Here is a 12,215-nt window from a genome sequence, read left to right on the forward strand (position 1 = left end):
GGGCGCCGAGCCGATGGTGACCGCGTCACGTCGACGCCGAGCCAGACGTCGCACGACCCTAAGGAAATGCGGTCGGCAGCTCACACCTCGACGGCCTCGAGCTCCCGATCCGTCGCAGGCAGGCGAGAGAGCGCCAGCGCGGCGAGCAGGGCCGAGCCGGCGCAGATGCCCCACACGACGAGGTAGCCCGACAGGGGCGCGTGCCCCTCGGTCGGGTCGGAGATGCTGCCCGTGGACGCCAGGGCCACGGCGAAGAGCGCCGAGGCCAGGCAGCCGCCGACGGTCTTGGTCGCATTGGTCAGGCCCGCCGCCTCGGCCGTGCCCCCGTGCGTCGAGGCCGCGGCCGCGGCGGCCGGGAGCGAGGCGACGAGGGCCCCCGATCCCAGGCCGGCGATGCCCATGGCGAGCATCGCGTGCGCCAGCGCGTCGTGCAGCGGGATGAAGGTCGCGTAGCCGACGGCGACGAGCACGGCGGCCCCGACGAGCATGCCCCGCACCCCGAGACGACGGGCGGCGAAGGGGGACAGCAGCGCCCCGACGGCCATCGCGACGACGTAGAGGCCGATGAGGTTGGCGATCGCCGCGGCGTCGACGCCCAGTCCGTAGCCCACCTCCGCGGGGTCGGTCCGGGCGAAGGTCGACAGGGGGATCTGGGCGCCCAGGACGCTCATGCCGAAGAGGGCCGCGGCCAGCTGCACCGGCCACATCGTCGGGGTGGCGAGGGCGCGCACGTCGAGGAGCGGCGAGCTGCTCACCATCTCGACGCGGACGAAGAGCCACATCACGGCGCAGCCGAGGGCCACGAGCAGCCAGGCCGGGGGACTGTCCAGGCCCTGCAGGCGCACCACGACGAGCCCACCCAGGACGAGCAGCAGCCCGGTGCTCAGCAGCGCGGTGCCGACGAGGTCGAGGCGGCCGGTGGCCGGAGCCGACTCGTCGCGCACTCCGAGGAGGATGGCCACCAGGGCGATCGTCGTCGCGGCGGCGGGCACGGCGAGCAGTGCGGTCATGCCGAGGACCGGCTGGAGCGCGCCGGCCCCCAGCGCGCCGGCGATGACGCCGACCTCGAGTGCCATGACGAGGAGGGCGGCGCCGCGCCTGACGAGCGCCGGGCGGTCGGGGTGCTCGCGAGAGCGCTCGTGGAGGATCGCGATCTCCATCGGGAGCCAGACGGTGTAGGCACCCTGGATCGCCCAGCCCACGAGGAAGGTCCAGAAGCCGGGGGCCAGGGCCACGACCCACCCGCCGACCGCCGTGATCACCGTCGCGACGACGAGCACCCGACGGTGACCGTGCAGGTCGCCGAGCCGGGAGAGCACGGGCACCGCCAGCGCCGCGACGATGAGTTGGGCGGCCTCGAACCAGTTGACATCGCCGTCGGCGATGCTCAGGTGGTCGGCGATGTCGCTGTAGATCGGCGTGTAGTAGCCCTGCAGGATGCCCGAGGCGATTTCGACTGCGGCGAGGAAGCCGACGATTCGCCAGATCGTCGGGCTCACGTCGCCGGGCCCGTCGCGTCGACCCCGCCCAGCCCGTCGAGCAGCGCCCGGTACCAGCGGACCCCGTCGAGGAAGTCCGCGACGCCGAGGCGCTCGTCGTAGGAGTGGATCGCCTCGCGCTGCTCACCGCTCATCCGGAAGGGCGCGAAGCGGTAGACCCGGTGGCAGATCGTCGTGAAGTGCCGGGAGTCGGTCGCCGCGTACATGACGTAGGGCACCGGCACCGCGTCGTCGAAGACGGTCGTGATCGTCCGCTCGAGGAGGGCGAAGGCCGGGTCGTCGACGGGGGAGAGCGGGCTCGGCTCGTGGGCGTCGGCCACCTCGACGTCGATGTCGGACCCGACGACCCGCCGGATCCGGTCGGTGGCGTCCGCGGTGGTCTCGCCGACCGCGATGCGCAGGTTGAGCCCGGCGACGACGGAGGTGGGGCTGACGTTGATGGCCGGCGACCCGGTGAGCGTCGTGACCGCCACGGTCGTGCGGGCCAGTGCGGCGGCCTCGGGGCCGGCGGCGACGAGCAGCCGGGCAAGGGCACCGGGGAAGCGGTCGGCGCGCTCGACGACCGGTCGCAGGGGGCGCGGCAGGTGCGGCGCGAGACGCCGGAGCATCTCGAGCGTCGCGGGGGAGACGTGGGCCGGGAAGGGGCGGTGCTCCAGTCGGGTGATCGCCGCGGCCACGCGGGCGGCGGGACCCCCCTTCGCCGGTCGCGAAGCGTGACCGCCGCGGCCGCTGGCCGTGAGCCGAAGGGAGAGCACCCCCTTCTCCGAGACGCCCACGACCCCGAGGGGCCGCGTGACCCCGGGGAAGGCCTCGGAAGCGACGGCTCCGCCCTCGTCGAGGACGAACCAGGGGCGTACGCCCCGCTCGCGCAGCGTCTCCACGGCTCGACGGGCGCTGCTGCCCATGACCTCCTCGTCGCTGCCGAAGGAGAGCCACACGTCGCGTGCGGGCCGCTGCCCGTCGGCCAGGAGGGACTCGACGGCGGCGATGACGGCGACGAGCTGGCCCTTGTCGTCGAGGGTCCCTCTGCCCCAGATGACGCCGTCGACGACCTCGGCCGCCAGCGGCGGGTGCGTCCACAGGCTCTCGTCGCCGAGCGGGACCACGTCCATGTGGGCCATGAGGACGACGGGGTCGGCGGTGGCCGTCGGCGAGGTCGGGTCGGCGGGCACCCGGATGAGCAGCGCGTGCGGCGGGACGTCGATGACCTCTCCCACCTCGTGGGTCAGGGGGAAGTGCTCGCGCAGGCGGGAGTGCAGCTCGACGAAGGGAGCGGGGTCGGTCGTCTCCGGGTCCGCGGAGGCCACGGTGGGCAGCCGCAGGATCTCGCGCAGTGCCGCGACGGGGGCCGCGTCGATGGGGTCCATGGGCGCGACCCTACGCGTCGGTAGGCCGCTTCCAGGCGATCTTCAGACCCGACCAGGCGAGGTCGGTCAGCTGGGCGGTGACCTCCTCGCGGGAGACCTCGCCCGCGGTGCCGGCGAGCCACGCGTCGGCGCCGGCTCGCACCAGTCCGACCATCGACTGGCCCCACAGCATCGCGGGGGCCGGGTCGTTGCCGCGCTCGACGAGGGCGGCTGCGACGAGGTCGCTGATCTGCCCCGCCATCCGACCCGTGGCGCTGGCGGCGACCTCGGCGGCGTTGCCGCCGGTCGAGGTGCCGACGATCGGCGCGGAGACGATGAATCGGTAGACCTCGGGGTCGCGCTCGACGAGCTGGAGGTAGGCGTCGATCGCGGCGTGGATCACCGAGCGCGGGTCGACGTCGAGCGCGTCGAGCCCGGAGCCGGACCCGCCCGTCCGGCGACCGAGGACCTTGCCGATGTCGCGCAGGATGAGCTCGTCGACTCGGGCGGCGACGGCCTGGTAGAGGCCGCGTCGGTCGGTGAAGTGCCGGTAGAAGACCGTTTTGGAGGTGCCGGCGTCGGCGGCGAGCTCGTCCATGCCGACGGTGGCGCCCCGGCTGCGGATGGTGCGGATCGCCGACTCGACGAGCGCCTTGCGACGCTCCTGACGATGCACCTCCCAGCGGGCGCTGCGGCCGTCGGTGGTGTCACTCACAAGGCGGGACGGTATCAGGGACGAGGAGTACCTGCTACCGTCCGTATCGCATAAAGTCAGTGGAGGGAGAGGCGGCGCACGACGCCGTCCCCGACTGACACCAACACGACCCAGGAGACCTGTGGTGGCTAACAACCTGCCGCGTCGCGCCGCCGTCCTCGGTGGCAACCGCATCCCCTTCGCCCGCCAGTTCGCCGCGTACGCCGAGGCGTCCAACCAGGACATGTTCACCGCCGCCCTGGACGGGCTCGTCGCCCGCTACAACCTCGGTGGCAAGCACATCGACGAGGTTGCCGGTGGTGCGGTCATCAAGCACTCCCGCGACTTCAACCTCGTCCGCGAGGCCGTCCTCGGCTCGGCCCTCGCGCCGACGACCTCCGCCTACGACCTGCAGCAGGCCTGCGGCACCGGCCTCGAGACCGCGATCCTCGTGTCCAACAAGATCAAGCTGGGCCAGATCGAGTCCGGCATCGCCGGTGGCGTCGACACCGCCTCGGACGCCCCGATCACCGTCACCGAGTCGCTGCGCAAGAAGCTGCTCAAGGTCAACCGGGCCAAGGGCGCCAAGGCGCAGGCCCTGGCGCTCACCAAGATCCGCCCGACGGACCTCGGCATCGCCACCCCGGCCAACGTCGAGCCGCGCACCGGCCTGTCGATGGGTGACCACATGGCCATCACGGCCAAGAAGTGGGGCATCACCCGCGAGGCGCAGGACGAGCTCGCCATGAAGAGCCACCACAACCTCGCCCGCTCCTACGACGAGGGCTTCCAGGACGACCTCGTCACGAGCTTCATGGGTCTGTCCAAGGACCAGAACATGCGGGCCGACTCCTCGATGGAGAAGCTCGCCAAGCTCAAGCCGGTCTTCGGCAAGGGTGACGACGCGACGATGACCGCCGGCAACTCGACGCCGCTCACCGACGGCGCGTCCGTGGTGCTGCTCGGCTCCGAGGAGTGGGCCGCGGAGCAGGGTCTGACCCCGCTCGCGTGGTTCGTCGACGGCCAGGCCGCCGCGGTCGACTACGTCCACGGTGCCGAGGGCCTGCTCATGGCTCCCGCCTACGCGATCCCGCGCATGCTCGAGCGCAACGGCCTGACGCTGCAGGACTTCGACTACTACGAGATCCACGAGGCCTTCGCCGCGACGGTGCTCTCCACGCTCGCCGCGTGGGAGGACGAGGACTTCTGCCGCGAGAAGCTCGGCCTGGACGCCCCGCTCGGGTCCATCGACCGCGACAAGCTCAACGTCAACGGCTCCTCGCTCGCCGCTGGTCACCCCTTCGCCGCCACCGGTGGCCGCATCGTCGCCGCGCTGGCCAAGATGCTGCACGCCAAGGGCCCGGGCAGCCGTGGCCTGATCTCCATCTGCGCCGCCGGTGGACAGGGCGTCGTGGCCATCCTCGAGGGCGCCTGAGCCTTCCCCGCACCGACTCAAGGAGAACACCCACATGGGATTCGAGTACGGCAAGTTCGTCAGCTCCGGTCTGGGCAAGCAGATCGCCAACACCCTCGGCCTGCCCCGGCCGACCAAGCTGCGTCGCCACAAGGCCGGCGCCCCGCTCATCGGCGGCGCCGTGCTGCTCGGTGGCCACGGTGACGCCCCCGTCGCCGCGCTGCTGACCCAGGCGCTGCAGGCCGACGGCGTGCAGATCGCGACCTCCCCGTCCACCTCGGTGGCGGGTGTCGTCGTCGACATGACGCAGGCCAGGACCCCGGCGGACCTGGAGACCCTGCGCGGCATCCTCGCGCCGGCGCTCAAGACGCTGGCGCCGACCGGCCGGGTCATCGTCATCGGCCGCCCGGTCGAGGACACCGACGACGTCGCCGAGGCCGCGGCCCGCCGCGCCCTCGAGGGCATCGTCCGCTCGGTGGGCAAGGAGATGCGCGCCGGCGGCACGGCCAACATGGTCTACGTCGCCGAGGGCGCCGACGCCAACGCCGAGGCGACCGTCCGCTTCTTCCTCTCCGGCCGCTCCGCCTACGTCTCGGCCCAGGTCGTGCACGTCGGCGAGGCCGTCGGCGACATCGTCGTCCCCGAGAGCTGGGACGCCCCGCTCGAGGGCAAGGTCGCCGTCGTCACCGGTGCCGCGCGCGGCATCGGGGCCGCGATCGCCGAGGTGCTCAGCCGTGACGGCGCGACCGTCATCTGCGTCGACATCCCGGCCGCCGGCGGCCCGCTCGCCGAGGTCGCCAACCGCATCGGTGGCTCGGCCCTGCAGGTCGACGTCACCGCGGAGGATGCCGGGGCCAAGATCGTCGAGCACGCCGCCTCGCTGCACGGTGGCTTCGACATCGTCGTGCACAACGCGGGCATCACCCGCGACAAGCTGCTCGTCAACACCGACGCCGACCGCTGGGGCTCCGTCCTCAACGTCAACCTGCTGTCGATCCTCAAGATGAACGAGGCGCTCGTGCCCGCCATCAACGAGGGCGGCCACATCGTCAACGTCGCCTCGATCGCCGGCATCGCGGGCAACCGTGGCCAGGCCAACTACGGCGCGAGCAAGGCCGGCGTCATCGGCATGACGTCGAGCCTGGCCAAGGACCCGCAGGTCCTCGCCAAGGGCGTGACGGTCAACGCCGTCGCCCCGGGCTTCATCGAGACCGAGATGACCGCGAAGATCCCGCTCGCGACCCGCGAGATCGGCCGCCTGACCAACTCCCTGTCGCAGGGTGGTCTGCCGGTCGACGTCGCCGAGACGATCGGCTGGTTCAGCTGGGACAGCAACCGCGCCGTCACGGGCAACACCGTGCGCGTGTGCGGCCAGATGCTGCTGGGTGCCTGATGGCCGTCACGACCGTCAAGAGCATCCCCGCGCTGGGGCCGATCTACGCCAAGGCGGCGCTGCCGGGCAAGGGCGGCGGCTCGTCGCTGCCCGACACCCGGCTGCGGCTCCAGGGCCACGAGATCGACCGGTCCGACCTGCTCGAGTACCAGCGCATCTGCGGCTTCAACAACAGCGACGTGCTGCCGCACACCTACCCGCACGTCGTCGGCTTCCCGCTGCAGATGCAGCTCATGTCGGGCAAGGGCTTCCCCCTGCCGCTCATGGGCCTGGTCCACGTCGAGAACGTCATCACGGTGCACCGTGAGATCCGCTTCGACGAGGCCCTGGACATCACCGTCTCGGCCGAGAACCTGCGCGCCCACCCCAAGGGCAAGGTCGTCGACCTCGTCACCGAGGTCGACGTCGCGGGAGAGCGCGTCTGGGAGGGTCGCTCGACCTACCTGGCCCGCGGCAAGGGTGACGCCGACGCGGACCGCGGTGCGCAGCCCCCGGCGATCCCCGCGGGTCAGGCGGCAGCCAAGTGGAGCCTGCCCGCCAACCTCGGGCGCACCTACGGTCTGGTGTCGGGTGACATCAACCCGATCCACATGAGCGGTGTGACGGCCAAGGCGATGGGCTTCCCGTCGGCGATCGCGCACGGCATGTGGACCTACGCCCGGGTGCTCGCAGCCATCGGTCCGCGCACCAGCGGTTCGAGCACGAGCCACGTGTGGTTCAAGAAGCCGGTGCTGCTGCCGGCCAAGGTCGACTTCGTCATCGACACCACTGGCGAGCAGGTCGTCGCGGGACTGCGCAGCACGCGCAAGCCCGAGACCGAGCACCTCGTGCTCACCCTGGCCTGACCGCCGAGCTCACGACGGCCCGTGTCCCGCAGGGGGACACGGGCCGTCGTGCGTCTCGGGCCGTCGCGCCGGCCCGCGGGTCCGTGGGCGACGATGGGGTCATGACGTCCCCGCCCCCGTCTCCGCCGCAGCCGCCTCCCTTCGTCCAGCAGCCCGTGCCGGCCGGGCGCGGGACGCTCGCCTGGGGGATGGGTCTGACCGCCCTCATGTGCCTGCCCTTCGTCGGCAGCCTGCTCGCGAGCGTCCTGATGATCTGTGTCGGCCTGTCCCTGCGGCCGAAGGGAGGGCTCGCCGCCCGCAACGGGGTGCACGCGGCCAACTGGGGTCTGACCTACCTCGTCCTCACGGTCGTCCTCGTCGGCACGCACTTCGGGTTGCTCTGGTACCTCACCGCCGACGACCCCGAGGGGACCATGAGCTTCTTCCCCTTCGGTCTGGTCATCACGGCCTGGGCCCTGATCTCCCTCTGGCACCTCGTGCTGTGCATCTGGGGCATCGTCGCGAGCGCTCAGGAGCGTGAGCTGCGCGGCACGGGCCTGCCCGTCTGGCGGGCCTCAGCCTGAGGCGCGCACAGCCAGGATGCGGTCGCGCAGCCAGGCGTAGGAGTCCTTGGGGGTGCGCTCCTGGTCGGCACCGACCCGCACGAGCCCGAAGCGCTGGGTGTAGCCCTCCGCCCACTCGAAGTTGTCGAGCAGCGACCACACGAAATACCCCCTGACGTCGACCCCGACGTCGATGGCGTCGGCCACGGCGTCGAGGTGCTGGTCGAGGTAGCGGATGCGCGCGTCGTCGTGCACGGTGCCGTCCTCGACGACGTCGTGCGTCGAGCAGCCCGACTCCGTGACGTGCACCGGCGGGAGCCGGTCGCCGTAGCGGTCGCGCAGCTGCACGAGCACCTCGGTCAGCCCCTCCGGCGCGACCGGCCAGCCGAAGGCGGTGTACTCACCAGCCGGTACCGGCACGAGGTCGAAGGGGATGCCCTCGGGGACGGTCAGCTGGACCTGCTGGTCGGGGACCGCGTCGCGGGCGGCCTCGGTGCCGGGCGACCCGGGCATCCCGACGAGCGTCGGGTTGTAGTAGTTGACCCCGTAGGCGTCGAGCGGCTCGCTGATCACGGCCAGGTCCTCGGCGACCGGTCCGGGCATCCCGTCACCCATGCCGTTGGGGTACTCGCCGAGCAGGATCGGCTCGGCGAAGGCCCGGTTGTGGATCGTGTCGTAGAGCGCTGCGGCAGCGACGTCCCCGTCGGCATCGCTCACCGCGTGCACGGGCGTGTGGTTGTTGGCCGTGCCGACCGCCGCGGCACCCGCCGCGCGCAGCGCCCGGGTCGCCAGCCCGTGACCCAGCAGCAGGTGGTGGGCCGCGGCCAGTGCCTCGAAGCCCCGGGACTCACCGGGGGCGTGGACCCCGATGGCGTGCCCGAAGAGCGTGGCGACGACGGGCTCGTTGACCGGCAGCCACATGGCCACCCGGTCGGCGAGACGCTCGGCGACGAGCCCCGCGTAGTCGCCGAAGCGCTCGGCGGTCTCCCGGACCATCCAGCCTCCCCGCGCCTGGAGGGCGGCGGGCAGGTCCCAGTGGTAGAGCGTGACGAAGGGAGCGACCCCCGCCTCGCACAGTGCGTCGACGGCGCGGTCGTAGAAGTCGAGGCCCTGTGGGTTGGCCGGCCCGGCTCCGGTCGGCTGGATGCGGGGCCAGGCGATGGAGAAGCGGTAGGCGTCGGTGCCCAGGTCGCGCACGAGCGCGACGTCTTCGTCCCACCGGTGGTAGCTGTCGCAGGCCACCGCCCCCGACGACCCGTCGGCGATCGCTCCGGAACGGTCGCAGAAGTCATCCCAGATGCTGCGGCCACGGCCACCGGCGGCCACACCCCCTTCGACCTGGTAGCTGGCGGTGGAGGTGCCGAAGACGAAGTCGTGGGGCAGGGGCACGGGGTCTCCTAGTCGACGGTGCGGATCTTGCGGATGAGCAGGGCGGCGGCGATGCCGATCGCCGCTGCGAGCAGGTAGAGGGCCCGATAGCCGTCGGCGTGGGTGCCGTGGGCGGCGAACCACGTGATGATCGGGCCGGCGATCGCCGGGGCGAGGACCTGCGGCAGGGCATTGGCGATGTTGATGACGCCGAGGTCGCGGGCCCGGTCGTCGGCGCGGGGGAGCACCTGGGTGATGAGGGCGAAGTCCACGGCGAGGTAGACGCCGTAGCCGATCCCGAGGATCACCGCGCCCACGAGAGCCGCGGACCAGGTCTGCACGATCGCGAGCAGCGCTGCGGCGCAAGACATCACGACACCCGAGACCATGACGAAGGGCTTGCGAACCCCGAGCCGGTCCGACCACGCACCCGCGACGATCGCGGACACGACGAGGCACGCCGCGTAGAGCAGCGTGAGCACGAGGACCCCGAGCTCGGGGTCCTCGACGCCGACGGCGTCGGTGAGGAAGAAGAGCAGGTACATCGTGCAGATCGAGTTGGCGATCGTCGCGAGGAAGCGCGTGGCCCAGGCCCACGCGAAGTCGGGGTGGCGCCGCGGCGAGATCCAGAAGCCGGCGAGGAAGGCGCCCACGCCGATGCGGGGGAGGTGGCCGCGGGGGAGCGGCCGGTCCAGCGAGCCGAGGACGAAGGGGGTCACCGCGGCGACGACGAGCACGGCCAGGACGAGGTAGGCAGCCGTGGTCCCGGCGACGAGCGTGGCCACGCCGGTGCCGACGACGATGCCGAGCGTCTGGGTCATGCCGACGACGCCGCTGACGAGGCCGCGCTGCTCGACGGGCACGAGATCGGGGATCGCGGCGGTCAGGGCGGCGAGCGTGCCGTTGAGCCCGGCCTGCACGAGGCACCACCCGAGCACCATGCCGGGGACCGTGGTGGCCATCGCGAGCAGGACGAGACCGACCGCGCCGACGAGGGTGCCGCCGACGACCCAGGGGACCCGGCGTCCCCACCGTGAGGTCGTGCGGTCGCTGAAGGCCCCGGCAAGGGGGTTGGCGAGCGTCGACACGGCGGCGCCGATGCCCGTGACGAGGGAGAGGGTGGCCTCCTTGTGGTCGGGCGTCAGGCTCGCGGCCTGGAGGCCGAGGAGGACCTGGATCGGGCCGAACCAGCCGGCGCACATGCCGACGCCGGCGAGGCCGAGGCGCGCCACCCACGAGGTCGGGACCGGATGCGTGGGCTCGGCTGAGGGGTCGTGGCCGTCGACGGTGACGGCCTCCGGGGGCTGCATGCGCCGAGGCTAGCCGCGGGTCGGGCCCGTCGGGGGTCTGCGCTGCCGGGGGTCGATCCGACCGTTCACCTCGCGGGTGTGGTGGCTGTCACACCCGGGTGCCATGCTCGGTGGATGGCACACGGAGACATCACGCACATCGACATCCCGGTCAGCGACCTCACGGCAGGCGCGGCCTTCTACAGCGGGCTCTTCGGCTGGCAGATCGCCGAGATCCCCGGCTTCGAGGGCTACCCCATGTGGCAGGCCCCCAACAAGATCAGCGGCGGCGGGCTGGCGCCCCGGGGCGAGGGCTTCGAGCATCCTCGCTCCTACGTCGAGGTCGACTCGATCGACGAGGTCCTCGCCAAGGTCGAGCAGGCCGGCGGCTCGGTCGTCATGCCCAAGTCACCGATCTCGGAGACGAGCTGGTTCGCCGTGCTCGCCGACCCGGACGGCAACCACATCGGGCTCTACGAGGGCACGACCGAGGCGGGCTGACCGTCCCGTCGGTGGCCGCACGGGGTGTGGCCACCGACGGTGGACCCGGTCAGCCGAGCATGATCCCGGCGATCGTCGCGCTCATGAGGTTGGCCAGGGTCGCGGCGAGGATCGCCCGCATGCCCAGGCTGGCGATGTCCTTGCGGCGGCTCGGCGCCATCGACCCGAGCCCGCCGAGCAGGATGCCGAGCGAGCTGAGGTTGGCGAAGCCGGTCAGGGCGAAGGTGACGATCGCCTGCGTGCGCGGGCTGTAGGACTCGACCTCGGGGCCGAAGTTCGTGAAGGCCACGAACTCGTTGACGATGACCTTCTGCCCGAGGAAGGACCCGGCGTCGACGGCCTCGTGCCACGGGACGCCGATCATGAGCATGATCGGCGCGAAGACGTAGCCGATGATCGTCTCGAAGGACAGGCCGGGGTGGCCGAACCAGCCGCCGACCCCGCCGATCATCGCGTTGAGCAGGGCGATGAGGGAGATGAAGGCGAGCAGCATCGCGCCGATGTTGATCGCGAGCTTCGCCCCGTCGGCGGCACCGGCGGCCGCCGCGTCGATGACGTTGCGGTGCTCGGTGACGTCGCCGAGCTCGCTCGGCGTGTCCTTGGCGGCATCGACCTCGTCCTCGTCGAACTCGATGCCGGCCGCGACGTTGTCCGGCTCCTCGGGCACGAGCATCTTGGCCATGAGCAGGGCACCCGGGGCGGCCATGAAGCTTGCGGCGATGAGGTAGTCGAGCTCGGCGCCGAGCAATGAGTAGCCGACGAGCACGGACCCCGCAACGGTCGCCAGGCCGCCGACCATGACGGCGAAGAGGCCCGAGCGGGTCAGCCCGGCGACATAGGGCCGGATCACTAGGGGCGCCTCCGTCTGGCCGAGGAAGATGTTGGCCGCGGCATTGGTCGACTCGGCCCTGCCCGTGCCCAGGACCCGCTGCAGCCCGCCGCCGAGCACCCGGACGACCACCTGGAGCCAGCCGAGGTGGAAGAGCACGCCGGTGAGCGAGGCGAAGAAGACGACGACGGGGAGCACCTGCAGCGCGAAGACGACGCCCTCGTCGGGCAGCAGGGGACCGAAGAGGAAGCTGATCCCCTCGGTCGCCGAGTCGATGACCGACTGGAAGCCGTCGGAGACCCACCGCAGCGCGGTGCGGCCCCACGGGACGAAGAGCACGAGCGCGCCGAAGCCGACCTGGATCGCCAGGGCCGGCAGCACGGTGCGCAGCCGGATCGCCCGACGGTTGGTCGACAGCGCGGCGGCGATGACGAGCAGGCCGAGCATGCCCGCCAGGCCCCAGATGACGTGCATGGTCCATCCCTCTCGTGGTGT

At 72.0% G+C, this 12,215-nt stretch carries 11 protein-coding genes; 5 read left to right on the top strand and 6 right to left on the bottom strand.

Annotation, left to right across the window (positions count from 1 at the left end; genetic code table 11):
* Nucleotides 1-80: 80 nt before the first annotated feature.
* Genes NMQ01_RS07220 through NMQ01_RS07230 form a run of 3 tightly spaced genes read right to left on the bottom strand, consistent with a single transcriptional unit; the run spans nt 81 to nt 3,560 of the window.
* Complete coding sequence (locus tag NMQ01_RS07220; RefSeq protein WP_255186176.1) at nt 81-1,499, bottom strand: MFS transporter; 1,419 nt, start codon at nt 1,497-1,499, stop codon at nt 81-83.
* The gene (locus NMQ01_RS07225; protein ID WP_255186177.1) at nt 1,496-2,866 is read right to left on the bottom strand and encodes a M20/M25/M40 family metallo-hydrolase; all 1,371 of its coding nucleotides are present in this window, start codon (nt 2,864-2,866) and stop codon (nt 1,496-1,498) included. The genes NMQ01_RS07220 and NMQ01_RS07225 overlap by 4 nt, the downstream gene beginning before the upstream one ends.
* A 10-nt stretch (nt 2,867-2,876) precedes the next feature.
* Nucleotides 2,877-3,560: a TetR/AcrR family transcriptional regulator gene (locus tag NMQ01_RS07230; RefSeq protein ID WP_255186178.1), complete on the bottom strand. Its 684-nt coding sequence runs from the start codon at nt 3,558-3,560 to the stop codon at nt 2,877-2,879.
* Between the two features lie 124 nt (nt 3,561-3,684).
* Here NMQ01_RS07230 and NMQ01_RS07235 point away from each other — a divergent pair, with 124 nt between their 5' ends.
* From NMQ01_RS07235 to NMQ01_RS07250, 4 genes are all read left to right on the top strand, one after another.
* A complete protein-coding gene (locus tag NMQ01_RS07235; protein ID WP_084452727.1) occupies nt 3,685-4,974 on the top strand; it encodes an acetyl-CoA C-acetyltransferase in 1,290 nt (429 codons plus the stop codon).
* A gap of 34 nt (nt 4,975-5,008) precedes the next feature.
* On the top strand, nt 5,009-6,346 hold the full coding sequence (locus NMQ01_RS07240; RefSeq protein WP_255186179.1) for a 3-oxoacyl-ACP reductase: 1,338 nt from the start codon (nt 5,009-5,011) through the stop codon (nt 6,344-6,346).
* Nucleotides 6,346-7,191 (top strand): MaoC/PaaZ C-terminal domain-containing protein, encoded by an 846-nt coding sequence (locus NMQ01_RS07245; protein ID WP_255186180.1) that lies wholly within the window; start codon nt 6,346-6,348, stop codon nt 7,189-7,191. The genes NMQ01_RS07240 and NMQ01_RS07245 overlap by 1 nt, the downstream gene beginning before the upstream one ends.
* A 101-nt stretch (nt 7,192-7,292) precedes the next feature.
* Nucleotides 7,293-7,754, top strand: a complete 462-nt coding sequence (locus NMQ01_RS07250; RefSeq protein WP_255186181.1) for a hypothetical protein — start codon at nt 7,293-7,295, stop codon at nt 7,752-7,754.
* Here the strand turns inward: NMQ01_RS07250 and NMQ01_RS07255 are convergent.
* Nucleotides 7,746-9,122 carry a GH1 family beta-glucosidase gene (locus tag NMQ01_RS07255; protein WP_255186182.1) on the bottom strand — a complete coding sequence of 459 codons (1,377 nt, stop codon included), beginning with the start codon at nt 9,120-9,122 and terminating at the stop codon, nt 7,746-7,748. The two genes, NMQ01_RS07250 and NMQ01_RS07255, sit on opposite strands and share 9 nt — an antisense overlap.
* Before the next feature lie 8 nt (nt 9,123-9,130).
* Nucleotides 9,131-10,411 (bottom strand): MFS transporter, encoded by a 1,281-nt coding sequence (locus NMQ01_RS07260; protein WP_255186183.1) that lies wholly within the window; start codon nt 10,409-10,411, stop codon nt 9,131-9,133.
* A 114-nt stretch (nt 10,412-10,525) separates the two neighbouring features.
* On the opposite strand from NMQ01_RS07260, the gene NMQ01_RS07265 reads away from it, so the two are divergent.
* The gene (locus NMQ01_RS07265; protein ID WP_255186184.1) at nt 10,526-10,891 is read left to right on the top strand and encodes a VOC family protein; all 366 of its coding nucleotides are present in this window, start codon (nt 10,526-10,528) and stop codon (nt 10,889-10,891) included.
* A gap of 49 nt (nt 10,892-10,940) precedes the next feature.
* Here the strand turns inward: NMQ01_RS07265 and NMQ01_RS07270 are convergent, their stop codons facing one another.
* Nucleotides 10,941-12,194 carry a NupC/NupG family nucleoside CNT transporter gene (locus tag NMQ01_RS07270; protein ID WP_255186185.1) on the bottom strand — a complete coding sequence of 418 codons (1,254 nt, stop codon included), beginning with the start codon at nt 12,192-12,194 and terminating at the stop codon, nt 10,941-10,943.
* Between the last annotated feature and the right edge of the window lie 21 nt (nt 12,195-12,215).

Origin of the sequence: Janibacter sp. CX7 (genome assembly GCF_024362365.1) — a bacterium.
In the GTDB taxonomy this organism is placed as follows: Bacteria; Actinomycetota; Actinomycetes; order Actinomycetales; family Dermatophilaceae; genus Janibacter.

Bases quoted from the DNA above. Each gene is read 5' to 3' on its own strand.
- NMQ01_RS07225 (WP_255186177.1), bottom strand. From the start codon at position 2,866: ATGGACCCCATCGACGCGGCCCCCGTCGCGGCACTGCGCGAGATCCTG.
- NMQ01_RS07240 (WP_255186179.1), top strand. From the start codon at position 5,009: ATGGGATTCGAGTACGGCAAGTTCGTCAGCTCCGGTCTGGGCAAGCAG.
- NMQ01_RS07245 (WP_255186180.1), top strand. From the start codon at position 6,346: ATGGCCGTCACGACCGTCAAGAGCATCCCCGCGCTGGGGCCGATCTAC.
- NMQ01_RS07250 (WP_255186181.1), top strand. From the start codon at position 7,293: ATGACGTCCCCGCCCCCGTCTCCGCCGCAGCCGCCTCCCTTCGTCCAG.
- NMQ01_RS07260 (WP_255186183.1), bottom strand. From the start codon at position 10,411: ATGCAGCCCCCGGAGGCCGTCACCGTCGACGGCCACGACCCCTCAGCC.
- NMQ01_RS07265 (WP_255186184.1), top strand. From the start codon at position 10,526: ATGGCACACGGAGACATCACGCACATCGACATCCCGGTCAGCGACCTC.
- NMQ01_RS07270 (WP_255186185.1), bottom strand. From the start codon at position 12,194: ATGCACGTCATCTGGGGCCTGGCGGGCATGCTCGGCCTGCTCGTCATC.